At 64.5% G+C, this 23,865-nt stretch carries 24 protein-coding genes, 1 tRNA gene and 1 other RNA gene; 16 read left to right on the top strand and 10 right to left on the bottom strand.

Annotated elements, in window-relative coordinates; translation table 11 throughout:
• Positions 1-283: 283 nt before the first annotated feature.
• Positions 284-1,066: a queuosine precursor transporter gene (locus AB0J29_RS28175; protein ID WP_364792676.1), complete on the bottom strand. Its 783-nt coding sequence runs from the start codon at positions 1,064-1,066 to the stop codon at positions 284-286.
• A gap of 29 nt (positions 1,067-1,095) precedes the next feature.
• Here AB0J29_RS28175 and AB0J29_RS28170 point away from each other — a divergent pair, with 29 nt between their 5' ends.
• On the top strand, positions 1,096-1,647 hold the full coding sequence (locus tag AB0J29_RS28170; protein WP_364792673.1) for a DUF4190 domain-containing protein: 552 nt from the start codon (positions 1,096-1,098) through the stop codon (positions 1,645-1,647).
• A gap of 71 nt (positions 1,648-1,718) precedes the next feature.
• On the opposite strand, the gene AB0J29_RS28165 is transcribed toward AB0J29_RS28170, so the two are convergent.
• Genes AB0J29_RS28165 through AB0J29_RS28155 form a run of 3 tightly spaced genes read right to left on the bottom strand, consistent with a single transcriptional unit; the run spans position 1,719 to position 4,013 of the window.
• On the bottom strand, positions 1,719-2,504 hold the full coding sequence (locus tag AB0J29_RS28165; protein ID WP_364792670.1) for an RDD family protein: 786 nt from the start codon (positions 2,502-2,504) through the stop codon (positions 1,719-1,721).
• Positions 2,505-2,549: 45 nt separating this feature from the next.
• A complete protein-coding gene (gene gluQRS / locus AB0J29_RS28160; protein WP_364792667.1) occupies positions 2,550-3,473 on the bottom strand; it encodes a tRNA glutamyl-Q(34) synthetase GluQRS in 924 nt (307 codons plus the stop codon).
• Between the two features lie 30 nt (positions 3,474-3,503).
• Entirely contained in the window at positions 3,504-4,013 is a 510-nt protein-coding gene (locus AB0J29_RS28155) for a DUF309 domain-containing protein (protein WP_364792664.1), read from the bottom strand.
• A gap of 418 nt (positions 4,014-4,431) precedes the next feature.
• Between AB0J29_RS28155 and AB0J29_RS28150 the strand changes: the two genes are divergently transcribed.
• The gene (locus AB0J29_RS28150; protein WP_364792661.1) at positions 4,432-4,641 is read left to right on the top strand and encodes a DUF397 domain-containing protein; all 210 of its coding nucleotides are present in this window, start codon (positions 4,432-4,434) and stop codon (positions 4,639-4,641) included.
• A gap of 81 nt (positions 4,642-4,722) precedes the next feature.
• Here AB0J29_RS28150 and AB0J29_RS28145 read toward each other — a convergent pair whose 3' ends face one another.
• Positions 4,723-6,348: a cytochrome bc complex cytochrome b subunit gene (locus AB0J29_RS28145; RefSeq protein ID WP_364792658.1), complete on the bottom strand. Its 1,626-nt coding sequence runs from the start codon at positions 6,346-6,348 to the stop codon at positions 4,723-4,725.
• A gap of 166 nt (positions 6,349-6,514) precedes the next feature.
• Between AB0J29_RS28145 and AB0J29_RS28140 the strand changes: the two genes are divergently transcribed.
• A complete protein-coding gene (locus AB0J29_RS28140; RefSeq protein WP_364792654.1) occupies positions 6,515-8,239 on the top strand; it encodes a WS/DGAT domain-containing protein in 1,725 nt (574 codons plus the stop codon).
• Between the two features lie 127 nt (positions 8,240-8,366).
• Here AB0J29_RS28140 and AB0J29_RS28135 read toward each other — a convergent pair whose 3' ends face one another.
• Entirely contained in the window at positions 8,367-8,966 is a 600-nt protein-coding gene (locus AB0J29_RS28135; protein WP_364792651.1) for a TetR/AcrR family transcriptional regulator, read from the bottom strand.
• Between the two features lie 96 nt (positions 8,967-9,062).
• Here AB0J29_RS28135 and AB0J29_RS28130 point away from each other — a divergent pair, with 96 nt between their 5' ends.
• Both AB0J29_RS28130 and AB0J29_RS28125 read left to right on the top strand, forming a co-directional pair.
• The gene (locus AB0J29_RS28130) at positions 9,063-10,109 is read left to right on the top strand and encodes an acyl-CoA desaturase (protein ID WP_364792648.1); all 1,047 of its coding nucleotides are present in this window, start codon (positions 9,063-9,065) and stop codon (positions 10,107-10,109) included.
• A complete protein-coding gene (locus AB0J29_RS28125; RefSeq protein WP_364792645.1) occupies positions 10,106-11,656 on the top strand; it encodes an MFS transporter in 1,551 nt (516 codons plus the stop codon). The genes AB0J29_RS28130 and AB0J29_RS28125 overlap by 4 nt, the downstream gene beginning before the upstream one ends.
• Positions 11,657-11,680: 24 nt before the next feature.
• On the opposite strand, the gene AB0J29_RS28120 is transcribed toward AB0J29_RS28125, so the two are convergent.
• Both AB0J29_RS28120 and AB0J29_RS28115 read right to left on the bottom strand, forming a co-directional pair.
• Positions 11,681-12,238: a helix-turn-helix domain-containing protein gene (locus tag AB0J29_RS28120; RefSeq protein ID WP_364792642.1), complete on the bottom strand. Its 558-nt coding sequence runs from the start codon at positions 12,236-12,238 to the stop codon at positions 11,681-11,683.
• 473 nt (positions 12,239-12,711) lie between these two features.
• Positions 12,712-13,449, bottom strand: a complete 738-nt coding sequence (locus AB0J29_RS28115) for a helix-turn-helix domain-containing protein (RefSeq protein ID WP_364792639.1) — start codon at positions 13,447-13,449, stop codon at positions 12,712-12,714.
• A gap of 223 nt (positions 13,450-13,672) precedes the next feature.
• Here AB0J29_RS28115 and AB0J29_RS28110 point away from each other — a divergent pair, with 223 nt between their 5' ends.
• Positions 13,673-14,857, top strand: coding sequence for a cytochrome P450 (locus AB0J29_RS28110; protein WP_364792636.1), 1,185 nt, complete (start codon positions 13,673-13,675; stop codon positions 14,855-14,857).
• Between the two features lie 10 nt (positions 14,858-14,867).
• A complete protein-coding gene (locus AB0J29_RS28105; protein ID WP_364792633.1) occupies positions 14,868-15,062 on the top strand; it encodes a ferredoxin in 195 nt (64 codons plus the stop codon).
• Positions 15,063-15,610: 548 nt separating this feature from the next.
• On the opposite strand, the gene AB0J29_RS28100 is transcribed toward AB0J29_RS28105, so the two are convergent.
• Positions 15,611-15,695 (bottom strand) — tRNA-Ser (locus tag AB0J29_RS28100).
• Positions 15,696-15,834: 139 nt separating this feature from the next.
• On the opposite strand from AB0J29_RS28100, the gene ffs reads away from it, so the two are divergent.
• Positions 15,835-15,929: signal recognition particle sRNA small type (gene ffs / locus AB0J29_RS28095), an RNA gene on the top strand.
• A 106-nt stretch (positions 15,930-16,035) separates the two neighbouring features.
• Entirely contained in the window at positions 16,036-17,325 is a 1,290-nt protein-coding gene (locus AB0J29_RS28090) for an aminotransferase class I/II-fold pyridoxal phosphate-dependent enzyme (protein WP_364792630.1), read from the top strand.
• A gap of 60 nt (positions 17,326-17,385) precedes the next feature.
• Here the strand turns inward: AB0J29_RS28090 and AB0J29_RS28085 are convergent, their stop codons facing one another.
• Positions 17,386-18,192, bottom strand: a complete 807-nt coding sequence (locus tag AB0J29_RS28085; RefSeq protein ID WP_364792685.1) for a methyltransferase domain-containing protein — start codon at positions 18,190-18,192, stop codon at positions 17,386-17,388.
• Positions 18,193-18,422: 230 nt separating this feature from the next.
• Here AB0J29_RS28085 and AB0J29_RS28080 point away from each other — a divergent pair, with 230 nt between their 5' ends.
• The 7 genes from AB0J29_RS28080 (at position 18,423) to AB0J29_RS28050 (ending at position 23,705) form a co-directional block, all read left to right on the top strand.
• Entirely contained in the window at positions 18,423-19,016 is a 594-nt protein-coding gene (locus AB0J29_RS28080) for an HhH-GPD-type base excision DNA repair protein (protein WP_364792627.1), read from the top strand.
• 112 nt (positions 19,017-19,128) lie between these two features.
• Positions 19,129-19,842, top strand: a complete 714-nt coding sequence (locus tag AB0J29_RS28075) for a hypothetical protein (RefSeq protein WP_364792624.1) — start codon at positions 19,129-19,131, stop codon at positions 19,840-19,842.
• A 154-nt stretch (positions 19,843-19,996) separates the two neighbouring features.
• Positions 19,997-20,383 carry a hypothetical protein gene (locus tag AB0J29_RS28070; protein ID WP_364792621.1) on the top strand — a complete coding sequence of 129 codons (387 nt, stop codon included), beginning with the start codon at positions 19,997-19,999 and terminating at the stop codon, positions 20,381-20,383.
• Positions 20,384-20,468: 85 nt separating this feature from the next.
• Positions 20,469-20,879: a hypothetical protein gene (locus tag AB0J29_RS28065; RefSeq protein ID WP_364792618.1), complete on the top strand. Its 411-nt coding sequence runs from the start codon at positions 20,469-20,471 to the stop codon at positions 20,877-20,879.
• Between the two features lie 199 nt (positions 20,880-21,078).
• Positions 21,079-22,371: an ROK family protein gene (locus tag AB0J29_RS28060; RefSeq protein WP_364792615.1), complete on the top strand. Its 1,293-nt coding sequence runs from the start codon at positions 21,079-21,081 to the stop codon at positions 22,369-22,371.
• A 467-nt stretch (positions 22,372-22,838) separates the two neighbouring features.
• Positions 22,839-23,330: a helix-turn-helix domain-containing protein gene (locus tag AB0J29_RS28055; protein WP_364792612.1), complete on the top strand. Its 492-nt coding sequence runs from the start codon at positions 22,839-22,841 to the stop codon at positions 23,328-23,330.
• A 21-nt stretch (positions 23,331-23,351) separates the two neighbouring features.
• On the top strand, positions 23,352-23,705 hold the full coding sequence (locus AB0J29_RS28050) for a hypothetical protein (protein ID WP_364792609.1): 354 nt from the start codon (positions 23,352-23,354) through the stop codon (positions 23,703-23,705).
• Positions 23,706-23,865 lie beyond the last annotated feature (160 nt).

Below are 23,865 nucleotides of genomic sequence, written 5' to 3'. Positions count from 1 at the left end.
GCGGGTCGTTCGGCACCTGGTGCGTGCGCGTCGAGACTCGGCGTGTGGTGCATGTGCTTCGACGGCTCGGATGTGAGACGGGGCGCGAACTCCTCGCTTGTAAGACTCGCTCGGTGGTGGTCGGTTAGGGCGGGTCGTTCGGCACCTGGTGCGTGCGCGTCGAGACTCGGCGTGTGGTGCATGTGCTTCGACGGCTCGGATGTGAGACGGGGCGCGAACTCCTCGCCCGTAAGACTCGCTCGGTCGCGGTTACGTGCCGAGCGGGTCTGCGGCGTCACAATTTTCAGCTCAGGATCGCGGTGGTTTCGCGTGGCGCGTAGCTCGGCTCATGCTTCTTCAGGAAGGCGATCACTCGGTAGGTGATCGGCAGCACGATGATCTCGGCGAGGGTCTTCCAGATGAATCCGACGATCACGTAGTTGATGAACTGTCCCCAGCTGTCGATGCCTATGGCGGTGGCCGCGATCGAGCAGAAGATCAGCGTGTCACCGAATTCGCCGACGATCGTGGAGCCGATCAGCCGGGCCCACAGGTGCTTTTCCTTGGTCTTCTCCTTGATCAGCACCAGCGAGGCCGAATTGAGCATCTCGCCGATGAAGTAGCCGGCCAGGCCCGCGGTGACCAGTTGTGGCGTGGTGCCGATGACGGACCGGAAGGCTTCCTGATTGTCGTAGAAGGTCGCGGCGGGCAGTTCGATGGCGATCTTGAAGCAGACGACCGTGAGCAGCAGAATGGCGAAGCCGTAGTAGATGGCCCGGCGGGCGGCCTTGAAGCCGTAGACCTCGCTGAGGACGTCGCCGATGATGTAGGCCAGGGGGAACAGGAACCACGCACCATCGGTGGAGATCGGCAGGATCTCGATGGGGCCGACCTGCACCGAATGATCGGTGAAGAATTGGACGCCTTTGGTTGCGCAGATATTCGAGATGATCAGCGTCGCGGTGAACAGTGCGACGACGGGGGTGTAGTAGCCCCGCGCGGCGACGGCGAATGCCGCGTGGGCCACCGCGGGGCCCCCAGAATCTGGGTGTTCTTCGATTGTTTTGGACTCACTCACGCGCTTCATCCAACCAGGTTGTGGAATAGGCTGTAGCAATGACGAATCCCGGCGATTCCGACGAATGGTGGAAACAGTACAGCGGCGAAGGCGTGTCGCCGGACGCTGGCGCCCAGGGGTCGGTCCCGCAGCACCCCTCGGCACCGCAGTATCCATCCGCACCGCAGTACCCGCAGCCGCCGGCCGCGACGCCGCCACCGCAGCCGCAATACCCGCAGCCGCAGCCGCAGCCGCAGCCGCAGCCGCCGGCCGCGACGCCGCCACCGCAGCCGCAGTACCCGAGCTACCCGCAGCAGCCGTACCCGCAGAACCCGGCCTATCCAAATGCGTATCAGCCGTACGGGTATCAGCAGCAGGCGCAGGGTACCAATGGACTCGCGATCGGTTCACTGGTCGCCTCAGTGGTCGGGCTGTGCACCTGCATCGGTTCGATCGTCGGGATCGTGCTCGGTGTCATCGCGCTGAATCAGATCAAGGAGCGCGGACAGGAGCGCCGCGGCATGGCGCTGGCCGGTATCTGGGTGGGTGCGGGCGGCATCGTGCTCGCCATCGTCTATCTGATTCTCAATATCGCACTGTCGACGAGGTAAGACTCGAAAACATCAGGGGCGCTCCCGTTTTCGGGAGCGCCCCTGATGCGTACCTAGGGTCTGCGACCTGATCAGGCCTTGACGACCTGGGTGCCGCCGGCGAACTTGTCGTGCCAGCCCTGCTTGTTCGGGTCCTGCGAGGTGGTGATGATCATATAGATGACCAGGCCGAGCTCGGCCAGGCCACCGATGCACGGAATGATGCTGAGGGCGACATAGAGGTTGCGCTTCAGCGAAACCTCCGGGGTGATCTTCGCCGCACCGCCGGGGGCGACGACCTTGAGGCCCAGGATCTTCTTGCCGAGGGTGGTGCCCTGCGAGGTCTCCATGCCGACGAAGTACCCGAGCGCCGCGATCGCGCCAACCAGACCGGTCACGATCTGCCCGCCGAATCCGGAGCCCAGGATGAAGAAGATAATGATGTAGACCGGGATGCTGATGATCAGGTGATCGATGACGCGGGCGCCGATGCGGGTTCCGATATCTCCGGGCTGTCCGCCGTTTCCATATCCCGGCTGCTCGCCATAGGGCTGCTGGGGGTAGGGCTGCTGCTGGCCGTAGGGATCCTGCGGCGGCTGCCCGTATTGGGGCTGATCATATGGTTGCTGTCCGTACTGGGGCTGCTGGCCGTATTGCGGTGGCTGCTGTCCGTACTGGGGCTGCTGTCCGTACTGAGGCTGCTGTCCGTACTGAGGCTGCTGCCCGTACTGAGGCTGCTGTCCGTACTGAGGCTGCTGTCCCTGCGGGTACTGCTGTCCACCCTGCGAGTACTGCTGTGCATCCGGGTATTGCTGTCCGCCGGGGTATTGCTGCCCGCCTTGCGGATATTGGTTGGGGTCGTACCCACCGCTTGTCATATATCTGTCCTCGTCAGTGATCAGTAGATCGGTCGATTGCGTACGTTACGGACATCGCGCGGGTTGCAACAACCCATTCTCATCGAGTATCCACGGCTCTCCGGTCAGATCCGCCGGGTCGAATCGGTCGAGTAGCTGGGCAGGCGAAACCGGGGGATAGCCCAGTGAACAGGCCAGTGCGGCCGCGACGCGGTCGGGTGGGTTGCCGAGGGCGAGCTGATCGGCGAGTGTCACCGCGCCGTCGCGTTTGGCCAGCCGCTTGCCCTCGGCATTGAGCACCAGCTGCACATGTGCGTAGTGCGGGACCGGAAGGTTCAGCAGCGTCGCGAGATATGCCTGGCGCGGCGTCGACGGCAGCAGATCGTCGCCACGGACCACCTGATCGATGCCCTGCTCCGCATCGTCGACGACGACGGCCAGGTTGTACGCCGGAATTCCGTCACCGCGGCGCAGCACGACATCGTCGACGGGGCCGCGGTAGCGCCCGTGCAATTCATCGGTGATCTCGAATTCGCGCACCTGCGCACGCAATCGCAGCGCGGCCGGACGTCCGTCGATGCGATGTGCGGCCCGCTCGGCCTCGGTCAGGTCACGGCAGGTGCCCGGATAGTGGCCGAGCGGTCCGTGCGGTGCGGTCGCGGCCTGCTGGATTTCCCTTCGGGTGCAATAACATTCGTAGGTGCGTCCGGCGGCGGTGAGCCGATCGATCGCCGCTTGGTAGTGGGGCAGCCGGTCGCTCTGCCGAACAACCGGACCGTCCCAGTCCAGCCCGATCGCGGCGAGGTCCGCCAGTTGGCGCTGTTCGGCGCCGGGCCGGACGCGATCCAGATCGTCGATACGGAGCACGAATCGGCGTCCGGTCGACCGCGCGAACAACCAGGCCAGCACCGCGGTGCGCAGATTGCCGAGGTGCAGATCGCCGGACGGGCTCGGGGCGTACCTGCCTGCTGGAGTTCTGGTTACTGGCACATTTGCCATGCTAGGGGGCTCCGGCACGGCTCACCGGATCAGCAGCCGCGGCTTGAGTCGGTCTTCGGGAATCGCGGTCCCGCCGTCGAGGGCGGCCAGCAGTGCCTCGGCGTGCGCGATCAGACCCGGGCGGTCGATTCCGTATGGCATATCGCTGTTTCGGTTCGATTGGTCGGTGTCCGGCTGGGCCGCATAGGCGCGCAGCCGGGTCACCGCACGGGTGAGCAGGGTGCGCGCGCCCTTCGGATTCGCGCGCTGGATGTGGGTCAGTCCGACCGCATATTGCGCGAGACCCTGCCACAGCATCCTTTCGGCGAACGGTCCGTTCTTCCACGCGGCCTCCAATACCTCGTGTGCGTTGAATGCCAGGCCGTCATCGAGCAGTTGCTGGGCGTAGGAAAGAGTTTGCTGGGGCGGCAGGTTCAGGTCATCCGGAATTCGCGGCACACCGACGCTGCCGACCGGCAACGGCCGCCCGAACCGGTCGCGTGGGCGGGGATTACGTGCGCGACCTGCCTCGTCGCGCGGGCGTTCGACCATGCTGCCATCATCCACGGACGGAGTCGAAGGCGTCCACCCGAGTTCGGTCGAGCTTGATAAATTAACGGATCACGGAGCAATCACATCGGCAAATGTTTGCTGCCCAGCAAACATAGGAATGAATGTCATCTGCCGGCAATGCTTCCGCAACTTTCAATCTTCGCAAGATTGGCAAATGCGATGACTGAACGGGCAAGAGATCGGCAAATTATGGATGAACCTGCTAGTGTTTAGCGCGCGGGGGCGACCCCGTGAGGTGAATTCACCTCGTAGTGCAGTGCGATCACGACGCACCGTGAAAGTCGCGTGCTTTGGCAAGGCGCACCGCGGGATTCGGCGTTCCGCGCCGGATGCCGGTGCTAGTTAGAACGATGTCAGAAGAAAATCTCGTTCTCGACGCAGCAAAGGAGCTAGTGCCGTGGAAGTTGACTTGGCGGGCGCTGTGTGGCGTAAGAGCACATACAGCGGCCCCGATGGGAACTGCGTGGAAGTCGCTTTTCTCGTCGACGGCAATATGGCGGTCCGCGACACCAAAGACAACGGCATAGGTCCGTTGTTGGCGTTCTCGCCAGGCGAATGGGATGCATTCCTAAACGGAATGTCACGGGGGGAGTTCGGACGCGCCTGAACAACAGGTACGTCCGAACCAACAGCACGGGCCCCGGGTCGGCACGGACTCGGGGCCTTCGCAGGTGTCAGCGGCCCTTTCTCAATGCTGCTGGCCGTCGGTCTGCTCCTGAACTGCGCGCAGTACGGCGAGCTGTTTGCGCTCTTCCTCGTGCTCGGCCGCCAGATTGGCGCGGGACTCCTGCCATGGATCGGGGCGGAAGAATCCGCCGGTGCCCGGCTTGCCCGCCGAACCCAGCTTGTTCATCTTCTTCGGCACCGCCGCGCCCTGGTAGGTCAGTGGAATCGGGTGACCGTGCTCGTCGACCGGACCGAGCGGCTGGTGGATCTCGATGTACTCGCCGTCCGGCAACCGCCTGATGATGCCGGTTTCGATGCCGTGCTCGAGCACCGCGCGGTCGCTGCGCTGCAAGCCGAGGCAGATGCGGTAAGCGGCGTAGTAAGCCACCGCCGGCAGGGTCAGAATGCCGATCCGGCCGACCCACGTGGTCGCATTCAGCGAGATGTCGAATTTGTAGGCGATGATGTCGTTCACGCAGGACAGCGTCAATATCACGTAGAAGGTGATCGCCATCGCGCCGATCGCGGTGCGGACCGGCACGTCACGCGGGCGCTGCAGCAGATTGTGGTGCGCGGTGTCCTTGGTCAGGCGCCGTTCGATCCACGGATAGGCGATCAGCACGGTGAAGACCAGGCCCATGGTCAGCGCACCCCAGAACGATCCGGGCACGGTATGGGGGCCCGGATACAGCTCCCAGGGCGGGATCAGGCGCATCAAGCCGTCGGTCCACATCATGTAGAAGTCCGGCTGGGTGCCCGCCGATACCTTGGCCGGGTTGTAGGGGCCGAATGCCCAGATCGGGTTGATCTGCAGCAGGCCGCCCATTAGCGCGACGACAGCGAGTGTGAACGCGAAGAACGCGCCCTGATCCAGCGAGAACACCGGCACGATGCGAGTGCCGATCACATTGCGTTCGGTGCGGCCCGGACCTGGGAATTGGGTGTGCTTCTGGTACCAGACCAACGCGATATGCGCGGCGATCAGCGCGAGCATGATGCCGGGGAACAGCAGCACATGCGTGATGAACAGGCGCGGAAGGATGATCTCGCCCGGATAGTCGCCGCCGAACATCAACCAGTGCATCCAGGTACCGATGATCGGAATGCCCAGTGTGATGGACGAGAACGCCGCCCGCAGGCCGGTGCCCGAGAGTAGGTCGTCGGGTAGCGAGTAGCCGAAGTATCCCTCGAATATGGCCAGGATCAGCAGCAGTGAGCCGAGCACCCAGTTCGCCTCGCGCGGCTTGCGGAACGCGCCGGTGAAGAAGATCCGGAACAGGTGCACGATGATCGAGGCCGCGAAAAGTAGTGCGGCCCAATGGTGGACCTGGCGCACGAATAGACCGCCGCGGACCTCGAAGGAGATGTTCAGCGCCGTCTCGTAGGCGCGAGTCATGGTCAAGCCGCGCAGTGGTTGGTAGGCGCCGTTGTAGGTGACTTCGGCCATCGATGGGTCGAAATACAGCGTCAGATAGATACCGGACAGCACCAGGATGATGAAGGTGTAGAGCGCGATCTCGCCGAGTAGGAACGACCAGTGGGTCGGAAAAACCTTGTTGATCGACCGCTTGACGAATGCCGCGGCCCGATATCGCTCGTCGAAGGAGTTGGCCTGTTCGGCTGCCCCACGACCTATGTCAATAGCCATGGCCGACACCTCGCTTTGGGTGAGAGGTGGTACATGTTCTACTACAGACGGTAGCAGGGGATCGGCCAGGAATCGATAGCTTTCCGGATCGCAATGTGGAACAAGATCATTCACTTTTTTCGATGCTGCCCGCTCCCGCCGGTAACCGGTGCCATATCGTCGAGCCGTGAGTACGGTGGCCGCCCAGGACGCGACGATGTACTGGCTCTCCAGCCGTACCCGAAATGACCTCTTCATGCTGTATTGCTTCAACGATTCCGGGCGTTCCGGTGCGGAACTGCGCGAGTTCGTCGCGCGGCGCAGTGCCGACATTGCCGATCTGTCGGTGCGGCTGCGCGCGCTGCCCGCCGATCTGGACTATCCGGCATGGGTTCGATGCGAATTCCGTGCCGAGCAATTTGTGGAACATTTCCTTCCGGAACCGAATTGGCCGGGTGTGTGTACGGTGCTCGGCAAACTACTCGGCACCGGAGTGGATGCCGCGGTGCGTCCGTGGCGATTGCATGTGTTCCGCGGGGTCGACGGTGCTCCCGGGGGTGCGGGACCCGCGACGGTGGTTGTGCTGCAGATGTCGCACGCGTTGGCGGATGGGCGGCGGGGTGCGGAGATTGCCAGGGCACTGTTTACCGAGGTCGGTGAGGGTGCGGCGGTCGCGTCGGGCGAGTTGATTGCGCGGGGCGGGGTGGCTGTGCGGGAGGGACCGGTTGCGGCCGAGAGGGCGGTTGCGCAGGACGGATCGACTGCGCTGGATGAGCAGTTCGTGACGTCCGAGGGGGTCGACGGGGCTGCGCCGGTCGGCAGCGCCGCGTCGATTGTCGATGCCGCCCCGGTTGTTGCGTTGCGGGATTCAGTTGCTCTGGCCGAGGAGTTCGCTATGTCCAGGCAAGTCGCCGGAACTGCGCCGATTGCCGGTGCTGCCTTTGGTCCTGCGCGGGTTGCTGCGTTGCAGGATTCGGTTGCTCGGGCGCTGGGTGGGCAAGTTGCCAGCATCGGTCGACGCCTCGGTGCGGCAGTGGTCGAAGCGGCGCCGGTGGATCCCATACACGTGCATTCGGGGCTGGCGCTGCTTCGAATGCCGATTCAGTTCGCGCGCACGGTGATTCGCGGATACGAGGCATTCCGGGCGCAGCAGGAGTTGGCCGAATCGACTAGGGCGGGAAGGATTCCGGGGCCGGGGCCCGGGTTCACGCCGAGTCTGGTGAACCGGACCGATTCGACAGCTCGGCCTGCTCATCAGGTGCGGATGATCGTTTGCGATGCCGAACGGATGCGGATCCCGGGCCACACCGTGACCGTGGTTGCGCTGACAGCCGTGTCGATCGCGCTGGATCGCTACCTCACGGCGCGTGATGCGCGAATGGACCGTCTTGGTGCGCAGGTGCCGATGGCGTTGTCCGACAATCGGATAGCGGCTCGCAATAACTACCGCAGCCTCGGCATCGACCTGTTCATCGACGAACCGGATCTACCGGTCCGCGTGAACAAGATCGCCGCCGCGCTTGCAGACCGCCGTACCCGCGCGCGCCACCCGCTGCTCACCGCGCAGGACCGCGTCACCGCCGTCACTCCCGCCCCACTGCTGCGCCGTGATATCGAGCGTTACCCCCTCGACACCGTCCCCGACTCGATCGCCGGACACACCGTGGTCTCCAGTGTGTACCGCGGCCCCGCCGACCTGACCTTCGGCGGCGCACCCGTCCGCTTCACCGGCGGCTTCCCCGCGATCGGCTCGGTCATGCACCTGACCCACGGCGTTCACGGCCTCGGCGACACCGTCACCGTCTCGATCCACGCCGACGCCGACGCCCTACCGGACATCGATACCTATGCGAACCTGCTGCGCGATGCGTTGAACGAGGTATTCGACTGCGCCACCGGAGAACTGCGATAGCTTCCTGAATCTCGGCTGGGTGATTCGGCGCAGCCCGATGCAACACCTCTACTCATGTTCGCGCGACATCGGCGTGTTCGGAACCGGCAGGCGTTGTTGGCCCGCGCCCCATCGGTGGTGGATGTGATCAGCCGCGGATTCGACCATTCGGGCGCTGGTCGTAATCGGCGATGAGGCGTAGCGCCTGTGACAGCTCCGTGGGGGTCGGGGCCCGGTCAGGGTCGATGAGGCGTTGCACCACCAAACCGGTCAGGACCGTGAGATGGAATGAGCCGACCGCGCGCCGGGTCTGCTCCGGGAGCGGATCTAGCGGGGTGATGAGCCAGTTGCCCAGTTCGAGACGGGCCCTTTCCTGTGCTCCGGCCAGTTCTCGACGGAGCAGCGGGTGGCGTTCGGCTTGGGTGGACACCTCGAGGCTCGTCACGAATACCGGGCGATCGAGATCCAACGTGTGAATCACGCTGCGCCACAACGATTCGAATCGGCTTTGCGTCGGATCGGCATGCGCGGCATCGCTGGCCAGCACATGTTTGAGCTTGTCGGCCCACTCGGTGGTCGCCTCGAGCATTGCCTCGAACAACAGCGCGTCTTTAGAGCCGAAGTGGTACCCGATCGAGGCCAGATTCGCGCCGGAGACCTTGGTGATGTCACGCACTGTCGTGTGCGCATAGCCGAGTTCCTGCAGGCAGCGCTTGGCGCCATCGATCAGCTTGTCTCGCTGTCCCATGCGCGGACACTATCTCAAGCTTGAACGTGCGTGCAAAACCACTGTTACTAACAAACGTATCGCACAAATGTATCAAACATGTGTTAGCTTCGAGGCGTGACTCAAGCAGTGGCCTCGTCCTCACCCCCTCTCCGATCACCCTCGGTAAGCGACTTCGGTCGATTACTCGCCGACGTCCGCAGAGCCGGACTGCTCGACCGGCGCCCGCTCTACTACACCGCCCGGCTGGGAATCGTGTTCGCCCTGTTCATTTCGGGTTGGGCGGCTTTCTTTGCGCTGGGCGATTCGTGGTGGCAGCTCCTGCTGGCCGCCTTCTTCGCGATCACCTTCACCCAGATCGCCCTGGTGGCACACGATTTGGCGCACCGGCAGATCTCCGGTAGCCACCGCGTCGGTGATGCCTTCGGACGTTGTGTCGGCAACCTGGCGATCGGCGTCGGCTACGGCTGGTGGATGAACAAGCACACCCGTCATCACGCCAACCCCAACAACGAGGACCTCGACCCCGATGTGGCGCCGGACGTTCTTGTCTGGTCGCACGATCAGGCCCGCAAAAGTCGTGGGCTGGCCCGCTTCATCGGTCGCCGCCAGGCGGTGCTGTTCTATCCGCTACTGCTATTGGAGGGCGTGAACCTGCATGTCAGTGGCGTCCGCGCATTGCGCCAGCCCTGGATGAAACACCGCCTGCTGGAAGGAATTCTGCTGTTCACGCATTTCGTCGGCTACGCCGCGGCGCTGGCGTGGGTGCTTCCGGCCGACAAGGCGCTGCTCTTCTTCGCGATACACCAGGGACTGTTCGGCGTGTACATGGGTTGCGTATTCGCCCCGGGACACAAGGGAATGCCGACCCTGACCGCGGACACCCGGCTCGACTTCCTGCGTAAGCAGGTCCTCACCACCCGGAACGTACGCGGCAGCTGGTTCGTCGATATCGCCATGGGCGGGCTCAACTATCAGATCGAGCATCATCTGTTCCCCGCCATGTCCACCCCGAACCTGCGCCGTGCCCGTCCGATCGTGCGCGCCCACTGCGCCGAACTCGGATTGCCTTATCACGAAACAGGTTTCATTGCCTCACACATCGAGGCCCTCACCCACCTGCACCGTGTCGGTGCTCCCATCAGGAAGGGAGATCAGCCATGACCCGGACTGTTGCCACCCGGCGGGCGGGCCGTGGGCAATGGATCGGACTAGCGGTGCTGGTGCTGCCGGTCCTGCTCATCTCCGTGGACCTGCATGTGCTGTCGTATGCGCTGCCGTTCATCAGTGCCAGCCTGTCTCCGAGCGCCTCCCAGCTGCTGTGGATCATCGATATCTACCCGTTCATGCTGGCCGGGCTGCTGCTGCCGATGGGTGTGCTCGGTGACCGCATCGGGCGTAGGCGACTGTTGCTGATCGGTGCTGCCGCGTTCGGCGCCGCCTCTGCGGTGGCTGCCTTCGCCACCGACGCAGGCGTACTCATCGCGACTCGAGCGTTGTTGGGGATCGGCGGGGCCACTCTGATGCCGTCCACCTTGTCGCTCATCCGCAACATGTTCCATGACGACCGGCAGCGCCGCACCGCGATCGCCGTCTGGACCGGGGCGTTCGCCGGCGGCGCCATGCTCGGGCCGTTGATGGGCGGCGCTCTACTGGAGCAATTCTGGTGGGGTGCTGTGTTTTTGGCGAATCTGCCGGTGATGGCCGTCCTGTTGGTGCTGGCGCCGCTGCTGTTGCCCGAGTCGCGCGACCCGCGGCCGGGCCGATTCGACTGGCCTAGCGTGGCGCTGTCGCTGGCCGCGATTCTCCCCACCATCTACGGCGTGCAACACATCGCCCAGGACGGCCTGTCATGGCTACCCACGCTGGCCATCGCGGTAGGGCTGGGCCTCGGTGTCGCGTTCGTCCGCCGTCAACGCGTGGTGCCGGATCCAATGCTCGATGTCGGTTTGTTCCGCAGCGGTGCCTTCTCTGCCGCGATCGGCTCGAACACGCTCGGTGTCTTCGCGATGGTCGGTTCCAGCCTTTTCACCACTCAATATCTGCAAATGGTCATGGGTGCAAGGCCTTTGGTCGCGGGCCTGTACGCCCTGCCCTCGGCCGGCATGGCGATGCTGAGCGCCGGATTGGCTCCGATTCTGGTTCGCAAACTCCGGCCCGGATTCGTCGTCTGCGCCGGAATGCTCATCGGTGCAAGCGGTTTCGCGGTCTTGGCGCAGCTCGACGTGCATGGTGACGCCATACCGCTGGTGCTCGGCATCATGTTGATGGCAGGCGGGATCACCCTGGTGCTCACCGTTTCCTCCGACCTCATCCTCGCCACCGCCCCACCCGAGCGGGCCGGGTCGGTGGCGGGGCTGTCCCAGGTTGCCACGGAATTCGGTGGTGCACTGGGCATTTCGCTACTAGGCAGCATCGGGACCGCGGTTTATCGTGCCGACCTGATCGCGAACGCACCCGCGGGCGTCACCGAGCAGGCCGTCACCACCGCCCGCGAAACCCTGGGCGGCGCCCTCGAAGCGGCGCGCACGACACCAGGGCCCGCGGGATCGGCGCTGGCCGACGTGGCACGGGTTGCGTTCACCCACGGCCAGAACTACGCCATGCTCACGGCCGCTGCCGCGCTGTGCGTCATGGCGGTGCTGGTGCCGATTCTGTTGCGGGGCATCGCACGCCGGGAATCCGAATCGACCGGTTCGTCGCGGCACTGATCCAGGCCTGGCGCCCGAGCGTGCTCAGGCGCCGGGCCCCATGTCCGCGGCGACGGCTCGCAAGCCCCGTGCGATATCGCTGCCGCTCGGCGCCTGATCCGGATCGATACTCCACAGCACCAACACGCCGATCAGCAGCCCGAGCAGCACCTTCCCGGAATCCTCACTATCCGCATGGCCGAACGTCTCCGACAGCTCCGCCCGAGCACGAGCCAAACCGTCCGCCACACTCGCCCGCACCGGTGGTAGGTGCCGCACCTGCGCGATGACGTCCAGATTGGCCGCCCACAGCTCCGGTTTAGCGCCAAAGGACTCGAACAGCCCGGTCCAGAACGCAGCGAGCCGGTCGGCGGGATCACCCTCGGCGTCCACCGGAAGCGTTCGAAGAATCTCCTGAACGGCTTCCCCGGTCGCCTCGATCATCGCCTGATCGAGCAGTGCGTCCTTGGACCGGAAGTGATAATTGACCGCCGGGAGATTCGCACCCGACGCGGCGACGATGTCCCGTACCGTCGTCCGGGCGTAGCCCTGCTCGGCCAGGCAGTGCTTCGCGGCAGCCAGCAGATCTTCGCGAGTCCCCATGCCACGAATCTAGACGCCACGTGCGGATCGACATCACCTGGACGACAACAGTATGAGTACGTTGAACATTTGCCAACGCCGACAACGTATTTTGAAAACGCCTCTGACCAGCCAGTAAAGACCAATTTGCCAGGATGAAGGATGGGGGATTCGGACCCATCCGTTTCCGCAGGTGAACTCTGCGATCAACCAGTTTCGTTGCAGTTCAGGCTGTTTCCGCGCGTTTGCGATGCAAACGTTAGGCCCAGGTGTTGACGCGGTCAATGCCGGTCCTGAGTGATTCGTCGCTCGGAGGCTGGGCGAGTCGTCCGGAGACCTGGTGTTCGCCATAAGCTGTTCCTGATCGCGAGACGGTCTGCACTGAGTGCGTTCCGGACCGGATCTCCATGCTCCGCCTTGTCACCGGGACGCCAGACCCGCTGGGTGGGCGACGGCTGTGGACGAGTAGTCCGGATAGTCGGACTCGCACCACGCTACGTAGTTCGGTGAGAAGAGAGATCCTGGCATTGCGGTGGTTCGTCGGCCTGGTTGCGCAGTTCTCGCCAGCGCTCGGTCGAGCGCACCATATCGAGGCCGACGTGGACGAGGAATTGACTCATCTCGGTAAGTCGATTCCCGGCCGCGGTGGAGACTCCGAGCGCTGCGGCACCGTTGCGCGCCTCCTCGGCAAGCGCGAGATTCTGCCGGGCGCTGGCCAACGTCGCGCGAACCCACACATCTTCGTCGATGATGTACCGGTCGCGGCGGCGCGGGCTATCGCGTTCGCGGGCGATGAGTTCCTGAGCTTCGAGGTAACGGACGGCGTCCGAGATCGTTGCCGGGCTGACGCGTAGCAGCGCGGCCAGTTCAGTGGCAACCAGGCTGCCGCTGTCAGTGGTGTACAGGCATGCCAGAACGCTCGCGGCGGTGCGTGGCATACCGGTCTCGGCGAACAGCGTGGCCAACCTTCCGACGATCGCGTGCGACGTTGCGTCTGCCGGACCGGTGGCCGTGCCTGGGCGGGATGGTCTGCGTCTGCGGGCCCTGTGCACGGTGGCACGGTGGGCGAGATCGGGCCGATATCGGCCGGGTCCTCCGTTACGTTTCACCTCGCGACTGACGGTGGAGGTCGGCCGGTTCAGGGTCCGGGCGATCTCGGCGTATCCGAGTCCCTGGCTCAGTCCGCCTGCGATGTCCTTACGGTCCTGCTCGGTGAGCCTGCCTCCCGGCATGCGCCTTCTCCTTCGCTTATCCGATACGCGGCCAGTATGCGTTCGCCCGCATCTCATTGCAACGCAGAGTGGAAACAAGATGCAATCAGCCGCATTGTCATTGCAACTTTGAATGCGAATTTAGCTGGAGATATGTGCTTTATCGGGCCTGAATACATTGAGGTAACAGTGAACGCAATGTAGCGTTCTGCTCATCATGGATGAACACCAAGGAGAGACCGCGATGCCTGATAACCCGCTGACCGCCCTGTTGGCCGCCCGACCTCTCAAATGCCCTTTCGATCCGCCCACCGCACTGGCCGCGCTGCGCGACGAGCGCCCGCTGACACGGATGGTCTTCCCCGACGGCCATCGGGGCTGGCTGGCCACCGGGCACGCTGTGGTTCGTGCCGTGCTCGCCGATCCGCGGTTCAGCTCCCGCTACGAGCTGATGCACTACGCGCTGGCCGACATCGGTCCGCTGTCGGCGGCGCCGCTCGGCGACCCCACCGGCGTCGACGCGCCCGAGCACACGCGTTACCGCAAGCTACTCGCCGGCAAGTTCACCGTGCGCCGGATGCGGCAGCTCACCGAACGGATCGAGGAGATCACTGCCAAGCACCTCGACGAAATGGCGGGCGCGGGCGGGCCGGTCGACCTGTTCGAGGCGTTCGCGCATCCGGTCCCGGCCCAAGTGATCTGCGAACTGCTCGGTGTGCCCTTCAGTGAGCGCGAGGACTTCCAGCGGCACGCGATGGTCGCCAACAGCGCCGACTACTCCCAGCAGGACAAGTTGGAGGCGTTCGCCGCCATCGAGGACTACGTGCGCAAGCTGGTGGTTGCCAAGCGCGCAGCGCCGACCGACGATCTGCTCAGCGACCTGACCACCACCGACCTCACCGAGGCCGAACTGGCCGGTGTCGGCGGCTTCCTGCTCGGTGCTGGCCTGGACACCACAGCGAACATGCTGGGTCTCGGCACCTTCGCGTTGTTCACCCACCCGGACCAGCTCGCCGCGTTACGCGACGAACCGGACCTGGCCGACCAGGCAGTCGAGGAACTGATGCGCTACCTGACCATCGTGCACACCGGCGCCCGTGCGGCACTGGCGGATATCGAGCTCGCGGGGCAGACGATCAAGGCGGGCGAGACGGTCGCGTTGTCGCTGCAGGCCGCCGATCGAGACCCGACCAGGTTCGACGATCCGGATACCCTGGATATTCGCCGCAATGCGGTCGGGCATCTGGGTTTCGGGCACGGCCCGCATCAATGCTTGGGGCAGCAACTCGCCCGCGTCGAGATGCGTGTGGCCCTGCCTGCGTTGGTGACTCGGTTCCCGACACTGCGCCTCGCGGTGCCCGCGGACGAGGTGCCGCTGCGCCACGGTGCAGATGTTTACGGCGTCCACCGGCTTCCGGTCGTTTGGTGAGGGGGACCTGATGGACATCATCGTGGATCGGCAGTTGTGCATCGGCGCGGGCATGTGCGTGCTCATCGCGCCGGAAGTATTCGATCAGGACGATGACGGGAAATCGCTGGTGCTCGACTCGTCGCCGCTGCACCTCGGGGCTGTCCGCGAAGCGGAGCAAGTGTGCCCGGCCGCCGCAATTCGGGTCTCCGGCACGATCAGCTAGGCCGCGCTTGCAGGGTCGGCTCGCTGGGCGGTCTGGTGCAAGGCTGGGTTGTTCATGGATCATCTCCTCGAGGCCCGTGGATGCCGCGATCTGTCGACCGCAAACCCGGGCTGAATAGCCCCGACCTGCGGGTTCTCTACGGAGGATAGGGGATTCGAGCCCGTCCTTCTCCGCAGGTGAACTCGGCGGTCAGCCAGTTTCGTTGCAGTTCAGGCTGTTTCGACGCTGCTGACGATCCGAACGTTAGACCCGGGCGTGACGTGGTCAACGCGATCCTTGGCGGACGTTCGAGTAGTTCTCTATTAGGTATCGAACGATTCCGAAATGGATTCGATGTTGTCGACCACTGAGTGATCCTTCGGGTTCGATGTTGGTTCACTCATCGAGTTGAAATCACTCATTCAGTTGCTGCCGAGCGCCGTCGCCATGACGGTGGCGACCTTACGGATCTGGTCGGATGGCTCGGCTACGGGGACGGGGGCGTTGACCGCTTGTTGACCGCAGACCGGAGGCGGTTGAAAAACCGCCTCCGGCCTGCTGGTTCTCTGCGGAGGATAGGGGATTTGAACCCCTGAGGGCGTTAACCCAACCCGCGTTCCAGGCGAGCGCCATAGGCCACTAGGCGAATCCTCCGTGCAGCAGCATACCGGGTGCCCCCGGCCGGGCGCCAAATTGGGCTGGTCGCGGCGGCGAAGTCCCAGTTCGGCCCCGTTTCTACCCGGTACGGTCCACCCGGTGGTGATCATTGTCGGAGTTGCCCGCTACACTTGCTGATGGATCCCGCGCGGCGCGCATCCTGTGAACTCCCCCAGGGCCGGAAGGCAGCAAGGGTCAACGGGCTCTGCCGGGTGCGCGGGGTCCCCTATATTCACTCCCAATTCGGAGCAACCGCCGGGTAACGTGAACACGGTCCGACCGCCATACATCGGCCCGGACGACAATCACCCCTCGCTGCTTCGAAAGGCTGCTCAGGATGCCCCGGCAAACGCAGATCGGTTTGATGAGCCCCCCGGAGCTCGTGTCCGAACACGAGACCCAGACCGCGAACTATGCGACGCTCAGGACCGAGAAGCTCACGCTGGATCTGACCAGGGGTAAACCTTCACCGGAACAACTCGACCTCTCCGCGGAACTGCTCACACTGCCCGGTCCCGGCGATTTCAAGGACGGCACCGGCACCGACTGCCGCAACTACGGTGGGCAGCACGGTCTCCCGGAATTGCGCGCGATCTTCGGTGAGCTGCTCGGCATTCCGGTCGAGAACCTGATCGCGGGCAATAACGCCAGCCTCGAGCTGATGCACGATGTGATCAGCTACGCATTGCTATACGGCACACCGGATTCCGAGCGCCGCTGGGTGGCCGAGCCCACGCTGAAGTTCCTCTGCCCGAGCCCCGGCTACGACCGGCACTTCGCGATCACCGAGGCACTCGGCTTCGAGATGATCCCGATTCCGATCGGTCACGACGGACCGGATGTGCATGCCATCGCCGCACTGGTGGCCGATGATCCGCAGATCAAGGGTCTGTGGGCGGTGCCGAACTACGCCAACCCGACCGGCGCCATCTTCTCCGAAGAGGTTGTCCAGGAGTTGGTTTCGATGCCGACCGCGGCACCGGACTTCCGGCTGTTCTGGGACAACGCCTACGCGGTGCATCCGCTGACCGATATCGCCGCACCCGTCCTCGATGTACTCGGTATGGCCGCGGCGGCCGGAAATCCGAATCGCCCCATCGTTTTCGCCTCCACCTCGAAGATCACCTTCGCCGGTGCGGGAGTGAGCTTCCTCGGTGCGTCATTGCCGAACCTGAACTGGTACCTCGGGCACGCGTCGAAGAAGAGCATCGGCCCGGACAAGATCAACCAGCTGCGCCACCTGCGGTTCTTCAAGGACGCTGACGGTGTGCGTGCCCACATGCAGAAGCATCGCGCCATCCTCGAACCGAAATTCGCACTGGTGCTGAGGATTCTGGAGGATCGGCTCGGGGCGTCCAAGGTGGCGTCCTGGACCGAGCCGAAGGGTGGTTACTTCATCAGCCTCGATGTCCTGGAGGGCACCGCGGCTCGAGTGATCGCGCTGGCCAAGGATGCGGGCATCGCGCTCACCGCGGCCGGTTCGGCCTTCCCGTACCGAAATGACCCGGAGGACAAGAACATCCGCATCGCCCCCAGCTTCCCGCAGCTGCCGGAACTGGAAAAGGCGATGGATGGTCTGGCTACCTGCGTATTGCTCGCGGCCACCGAGAAGTTGCTCCAGAAATAGCTTGAAACACAACGGGCGCATACCGAATCGGTATGCGCCCGTTGTGTTTTCGCTCGAATATCAGCGGGGTTTATGGGCCAGCACCGCGAACATGGTCACCGACAGGTGGACGTCACCGCTTTCGGCGCCCCGTTCCAGATCCGCGATCAGCTGGTCGCGCTGTGCCTTGGTGATGGAACCGCGCGCGACCGCCATGGCCGAGATGCGGTTCACCAGCGCGCCCGCGCCGACCGTTCGGTCCTGTACCAGGGCGTGCGAGCCGACCTCGTCGATCACCAGGCCCGCCTTGGTCAGCAGTCCGGGCAGCCTGCGGCCGGAGAAGGGGTTGGTGGTCGCGGCGATGAGGGTGTCGATGACTTCGCGCACCACCGGTCGGTCGCCGGGATGCACGATTGCCGTGCCCCAGTCGCTGTCCATCACCACGACGCGGCCACCGGGCTCGAGCACCCGGGCGATCTCGTTGGCCGCGCGATTCGGTGCGGTCAGATGCTGGAACACCCGCTCGCAGAGCGCGGCGTCGAAGGTGTTCGCGCCGAATGGCAGCCCGTAGGCGTCGCCGGAATGGAATTTGGCCGTCGAACCGGCCTGTTCGGCGCGGCGTTCGGCGGAGGCGAGCAGATGCGGATCGGGTTCGACGCCGACCGCGGTGCCGGTCGGGCCGACCGCATCCGCGAAGGCCATGACCTCCGAGCCGGTGCCCGATCCGATATCGATCGCACTCTCGCCGGGCTGTAGTGCCAATGCTTGATGTGCCCACGTGCGTAGTCGGCGGATGCCCGGCAGTGCTGCCTGCAGATCCCGCACGTCGACCAACTGATCCTGGCCCGCGCTATCGAAGCGATCCGGGCGTAACCCCTGCATATTCATGGGCACGATTCCGTCTCTTTGTATTGCCGTCGTCTGAGGCATGGCGCTGAGCCTACTTCGGTGCCGACCGCATCGCACGGCAGGTCTGTGAGGTCGGTCACGATTCGGTCATGCCACCGATCCGGGTGGGCCGGACCATGTGGCCGACCCTTTCTATCGACCTGCAAGCAGTCGCCAGCGGCGCCAAGTGAGATGATCGACAGCGTCTGGTACCAGCGAAAGGAAGTCCCGTGGCCAAAGCGAAGTCCGCGACTGTCAAGCTGTGCCTTGCCCAGGAACCGGCGGCGGACCAACTCCTTTCCGAGGATTCCTTCGCGTTGCTGACGGGCATGCTGCTCGATCAGCAGTTCCCGCTCGAACATGCCTTCCGCGGGCCGAAGAAGATCGCCGACCGCATGGACGGCTTCGATATCCAGCGGATCGCCGACGCCGATACCGAGGCATTCGAAGAACTGTGCGCGACTCCGCCCGCCATTCATCGCTACGGCCGATCCATGGCTCGCCGCACCCAGGAACTTGCGCGCTATGTGGTCGAGCATTACGACGGCAAGACTGAACGCATCTGGACCCAAGGCGATCCGGACGGCAAAGAGGTGCTGCGCAGACTGAAGAATCTGCCCGGCTACGGCGATCAGAAGGCCAGGATCTTCCTCGCGCTGCTCGGCAAGCAGCTCGGCGTGCAGCCGAAAGGGTGGGAAGCGGCGGCCGGCGCCTACTCCGAACCGGGCTCCCGGCGCTCGGCCGCCGATATTGTCGACGGCGAATCCCTTTTGGAGGTAAGGGCTTTCAAGAAGCAGATGAAGGCCGCCGCCAAGAAGTCCTGAGGTCGCTGTGGGCTCGTCTATTCGAATCCGACTGCATTTTTCCCTCGTGCCCGATTGAGTCCTCGTCGATGCTTCCTCTCGATAGCAATACCGAGATGAGGGACTGTAGGACATGAGGATGAGGAAGCTCGCCGTCGTCGCGGCGCTGGTGACCATGGCGACCGGAGTAGCCGCGGGCACCTCCGGCGCCGCCCCGGCCACGACCGAAAGCGGCAATGACGCAATCAATTTCACCGCCGAAGCGGTCAATGATTCATCGATCATCAAGACCGACGCGGGTTCGCTGGCGGTCGAGGGTGATGTCTTCGAGATCAAGGCAGCCGACGGCACCGTAGTCGCGGGGACCCCGCTGCGGTTCCGGATCGATGACTTCGAATTCCCCATCGCCGCACAGATTTCCGATCGCACCGCGATCTTGACCCCGCAGATCGATCGCGAACACGCGGTCTACCAGCCGGTCGCGCTGCCGTATGAGGACAAGGCGCCGTGGAAGACCGAATACGACCGTGAGGTCGCGGCCTGGACCCGCCTGACGAGCACCATCTCGGCGGCGGCCACCATCGGCACGCTGGTCGGCGGTCTCGTCGGCGGTGCGGCGGGTTGCGTGCTCGGCGGTATCGCCGGTGCGACGGTCGCCTCGGCCACCATCATCGGCCTGTTCGGCCCGTTCATCCCGGCCGCCGCCGTCGGCTGCCTCGGCGGCATCATCGCCGTCGGCGCACTCGGCACCCTGGCCGGTCAGATCCTCGTGACCGCACCGGTCGCGATCGGTGCGGCGATCCAGTACTTCACCACGGTCAATCAGCCGTTCGTTCCGGCCAAATAGGTCGTACGGCATCCGTGGCTGCACCGTCGCCACGGAAACCGGCCCCCGCCCAGTTACCTCTCGACTGGGCGGGCCTTCTTGTGTTCGGGAAGCCGGATCCGACGCGGGCTGGCATGCTCAGGCTCTTCAGACTCTGGAAGTAGAAGGGATAGTGATGAACTTCGAGATCAAGCATGTTCTGCGGATCGCCCTACTCTCCGCAAGCGCCGGTGCCACGCTGCTGATCGGAGCGGGTACCGCCGCTGCCGATGATTGGCCGTCGGGCGGCGGCGCACTGGGGGTTTATGAGACCAAGAACTTCGCGGTCCAATCCGATCCCGATTACTGGAATCCTCTTTCCGACCGGAACCGGTTGACCTCACCGTTCGGGACCAGCACCCGGATCGTTTGCACCAGCTTCCATGGGGTACAGCAGGATTGCTGGCAAGCGGACCTCGACGGCAATCCGCACAAGCTCAACATCGTCCCGCTCGACGTGCCATACGCCGGGTCCAGCGGAACCGGCCACTTCGGTCCCAAGCATTACGTCTACCCGGGCTGATCCCGCCGCCACGGACCCCGCCCAGTACCTCTTGGCCGGGCGGGGCCTCCTCGCGTGACCAGCCCTTTTATATGCACGCAATTACTTGCGTTGGTACCACGCCGATGATCACGGCCTCTATGACCTCATTCGTGATCGGGTACGTCAGTTCATCTCCTTCGGCGGTAGCGCCGACCCGACCTATGCCGTGGACTATCTTCCCGCATTCCTGTCGTTCGGCCTGGACTTCGCGCTCGGCTTCGCCTCGGTCATGGTGCAGGCCATCGAGGGCATCGCCGACCATGAGCAGGGCTTGGCCTCCGGACTGGTGCAGACCTCCGGTCAGATCGGTGGGCGGCCCGACGCGGCGGCCCCATTCGGCTTTTTCGGCCACATCGTGCTCTGGGCCACATTTCGTTCGGAACCCGGTGCGCGCCAAGGATTTCGGAACGAAGCACGCATCCGAAGAGTTCCCGGTCCGCCGACAGGGCTTGGTACGTGGCGATTTCGGTGTTAACTTTGATCCCATGTCTTCGAGCCGTCCGACCGCACTGCGGGTCACCTACGTGACCGCCGCGCTGGGGTTGCGACTGCCGTTGACTCGCGAACTGTGTTGTTCCTGCTGCAGCTGAGTCGCTCCTTCGGCTCGTGCGCTGCCCCGTCGCCGCACGTGTAGGCACGTCCCGTGGTACGGGACTTCAGCAAGGAATCTGCATATGTCCCTCCCCACCCTTGATCGATCTGCTTCCAGGGTTGTCACCGGTCGTGTCCGGGTCCAGCGTCCGGTCATCGCGCCGGAGTTGCGCATCACCGACAATCCGGCGGCGGCCGTGCTGCGCGCCGCGACCGGCGGTCCGGTCTCCCGTGACAATGCCGCGCGCACAACGGGTTTGAGCATCGCGACGGTCAACCGTCAGGTATCGGCGCTATTGGCTGCCGGACTGCTGCGCGAGCGCCCCGATCTGACCGCATCGGGTGCGGTCGGGCGTCCGCGGGTGCCGTTCGAAATCGACCACGATTCCTATCTGACCCTCGGCATCCACATCGGTGCCGCGGTCACCAAGATCGTCGCGGCCGATCTGCGCGGGCGCATCCTCGGTGGGCTGGCGATCGCGACGCCGCAGACCGGTCAAGACTTTGCGATCACGACAGTCGCGCGCAGCGCCAAGGCCTTCCTGCAGCGCTGGCATCGGCGTAGACCGCTGTGGGCCGGTGTGGCCATCGGCGGGCGGGTCGATCCCGCGACCGGTATCGTCGATCATCCCAAGTTGGCTTGGCAAGGCGCGCAGGTCGGTTCGGTGCTCGGCGAGGTGCTCGAGCTGCCGATTTCGGTCGCGCCGCACGTCGAGGCCATGGCCGCGTCGGAGCTGTTGTTGCCGACCGGCGAGCCGCGTGATGCCGAGCGCAATGGTGTGGGAACCAGTGGTGCGGGCAGCAGCCTGTACTTCTACGTTCGCGAAACCGCCGGTATCGCCGTGACTTTGGACGGCCGGGTGCATACCGGCAGCAGCGGTCCTGGTTCGATCGCGCACTTCCCGACCGGCTCCGATGTCGAATGCGCCTGCGGACGGCGCGGCTGCCTCGAGGTGACCGTCAGTGATCGGTCGCTGCACGCCAGAGCCGTTGGGCGCGGGATCATTCCGGCGCACAAGGGCACCGGCGGCACCACCATCGCCGACCTGTACCGCGCCGCCGATGCGGGCGCGGCCGATGCCAAGGAACTGCTCGCCGAGCGTGCCACCATCCTCGGGCACACCGTCGCGATGGTTCGCGACATGCTCAATCCGGATCGGGTGATCCTCGGCGGCCAAGCCTTCACCGGCTACCGACCCGCGGTCGCCCACGTCGCCCGCGCCTTCACCCAGTCCTCCCAGCTCCCGCCGACCGATATCCGTATCAGCGGATTCGGCGGCAAGGTCCAGGAATTCGCCGCGGTGGTCACCTCCCTCAGCATCATCTACGCCGACCCCCTCTCCGCAATCCGCCGCCGCACCGCACTGTCCGACTAGGTCCTCTATCGAAGTCAGTGCTGGGGTGGCAGCGCTGTGCGGTGCCACCCCCAAGTGTGAGATACACGGCTGTGCTGCCGATCGCCGCGGCCACCGTCGAGTTCGTGGCCGGGGCTGCTGGCGACCGAGTGTCGACGCCGGGGCGGCCGCTGGCGGAAGCCGGACTGTCGACCAGGCGGTGCTGGCGCTGCACTGGTTCGTAGACGGCACCCACCTGGTGCAGCTGACCTGTGACAACGGCCCCGTCTGCTCGGGAGTTCTCGATGATGTCGCTGCCCACGCGTCGACCTAGCTGGTGCGGCGTATGCTGCGCGCGATACGTGCGGCGCCTGTCCTCGCGCACCTCGGTCATTCGATAGCCCTATCCTCCGCCGGTCGGCTTCCTTCTGGGAACCTGCGTAGAAGGTGCCCTCATTCGGGAACGATCATTCTTGACTGATCATTCCCATATATCGTACGGTCAAGCCATGCCACGACCGAGAGCATTCGATGAGGAGACGGTCGTCGAATCGGCAGCGCGACTGTTCGCCCGCCGCGGTTTCGATGCCGTGTCGATTGACGACCTTGTCGGTGATCTGGGCATCCACCGCAACAGCTTGTACCGCACGTTCGGCAGCAAACGGGGGCTTTACCTTCGGGCATTGCGGGCCGCGCGGCGGCAGATCATGCAGGCGATGTCCGCCGCCGATCCCCTGCAGAACCTCTGCAGGGCAGTGACTTCCGACGAGATCGGCGCCCTCGATCTGTTGCTGATGGCGGCTATCGAGCAGGGCCGCGCCGATCCGGAGATCGCGGCGGAGGTGGCAGGCGCTTTCGCCGAACTCGACGGCTACACCGCAGTGCTGGGCAATGGAACGGTGTCGACAGCGACGTTGCTGGGACTTCGGTTGCGGGTCTGTGTCGGTGACGAGGTGGCTCACCTACGGCCGAATGGACCGGGCAGACAGACCGATCAGTGAAGATGAAAGAAGGAGAATGACGTGGCCGAGGTCGCTATCGCGGATACCGATCTGGTGATCCAACTCGAAGGCTGGGACAAACTCTGGGCCTTGAAGAGCCGCTTGGTGATCCCTTTGACGAATGTCCGCGGCGCCACCGCAGATCCAGGAATCACTAAGGAACGCAAGGGCATTCGAACGGCCGGCACCTATATGCCCGGTGTGATCACCGCCGGAACCTTTCACGTCGATGGCGAGCGCGTGTTCTGGGACATCCGTGACCCCGCCAAAGCCGTGGTCATCGAGTTGGCCGACGAACGCTACGCACGACTGGTCATCCAGGTAGACAACTCCTCAGAGGTGGTCGCCCTGATCGAACGCGCTTGCACCCACTGACGACGCGCCGAGTGGCGCCATACGGATACTGCAACGGCTGTGGGCCTGTCCCATCGAGGGCCATCGGATGATCTGGCCTGACAGCGGCCACGCCGACGCATATCTGCGCTGGCGTCGGTGTGGCCGAGTTCGGCACGGAAGAGGTGTGCCCGAGATCCTC

The organism is Nocardia sp. NPDC049707, assembly GCF_040674855.1.
In the GTDB taxonomy this organism is placed as follows: domain Bacteria; phylum Actinomycetota; class Actinomycetes; order Mycobacteriales; family Mycobacteriaceae; genus Nocardia.
The sequence above is the reverse complement of the archived record's forward strand: the minus strand, read 5'-3'. Positions and strand labels throughout refer to the sequence as shown.

Excerpts from the sequence above, each read along its gene's own strand:
- AB0J29_RS28125 (WP_364792645.1), top strand. The coding sequence starts at position 10,106 with ATGACCCGGACTGTTGCCACCCGGCGGGCGGGCCGTGGGCAATGGATC.
- AB0J29_RS28145 (WP_364792658.1), bottom strand. The coding sequence starts at position 6,348 with ATGGCTATTGACATAGGTCGTGGGGCAGCCGAACAGGCCAACTCCTTC.
- AB0J29_RS28120 (WP_364792642.1), bottom strand. The coding sequence starts at position 12,238 with ATGGGGACTCGCGAAGATCTGCTGGCTGCCGCGAAGCACTGCCTGGCC.
- AB0J29_RS28055 (WP_364792612.1), top strand. The coding sequence starts at position 22,839 with ATGCCACGACCGAGAGCATTCGATGAGGAGACGGTCGTCGAATCGGCA.
- AB0J29_RS28175 (WP_364792676.1), bottom strand. The coding sequence starts at position 1,066 with ATGAAGCGCGTGAGTGAGTCCAAAACAATCGAAGAACACCCAGATTCT.
- AB0J29_RS28090 (WP_364792630.1), top strand. The coding sequence starts at position 16,036 with ATGCCCCGGCAAACGCAGATCGGTTTGATGAGCCCCCCGGAGCTCGTG.
- AB0J29_RS28170 (WP_364792673.1), top strand. The coding sequence starts at position 1,096 with ATGACGAATCCCGGCGATTCCGACGAATGGTGGAAACAGTACAGCGGC.
- AB0J29_RS28075 (WP_364792624.1), top strand. The coding sequence starts at position 19,129 with ATGAGGATGAGGAAGCTCGCCGTCGTCGCGGCGCTGGTGACCATGGCG.
- AB0J29_RS28110 (WP_364792636.1), top strand. The coding sequence starts at position 13,673 with ATGCCTGATAACCCGCTGACCGCCCTGTTGGCCGCCCGACCTCTCAAA.
- AB0J29_RS28155 (WP_364792664.1), bottom strand. The coding sequence starts at position 4,013 with ATGGTCGAACGCCCGCGCGACGAGGCAGGTCGCGCACGTAATCCCCGC.
- AB0J29_RS28085 (WP_364792685.1), bottom strand. The coding sequence starts at position 18,192 with ATGAATATGCAGGGGTTACGCCCGGATCGCTTCGATAGCGCGGGCCAG.
- AB0J29_RS28060 (WP_364792615.1), top strand. The coding sequence starts at position 21,079 with ATGTCCCTCCCCACCCTTGATCGATCTGCTTCCAGGGTTGTCACCGGT.
- AB0J29_RS28070 (WP_364792621.1), top strand. The coding sequence starts at position 19,997 with ATGAACTTCGAGATCAAGCATGTTCTGCGGATCGCCCTACTCTCCGCA.
- AB0J29_RS28165 (WP_364792670.1), bottom strand. The coding sequence starts at position 2,504 with ATGACAAGCGGTGGGTACGACCCCAACCAATATCCGCAAGGCGGGCAG.
- AB0J29_RS28105 (WP_364792633.1), top strand. The coding sequence starts at position 14,868 with ATGGACATCATCGTGGATCGGCAGTTGTGCATCGGCGCGGGCATGTGC.
- AB0J29_RS28115 (WP_364792639.1), bottom strand. The coding sequence starts at position 13,449 with ATGCCGGGAGGCAGGCTCACCGAGCAGGACCGTAAGGACATCGCAGGC.
- AB0J29_RS28135 (WP_364792651.1), bottom strand. The coding sequence starts at position 8,966 with ATGGGACAGCGAGACAAGCTGATCGATGGCGCCAAGCGCTGCCTGCAG.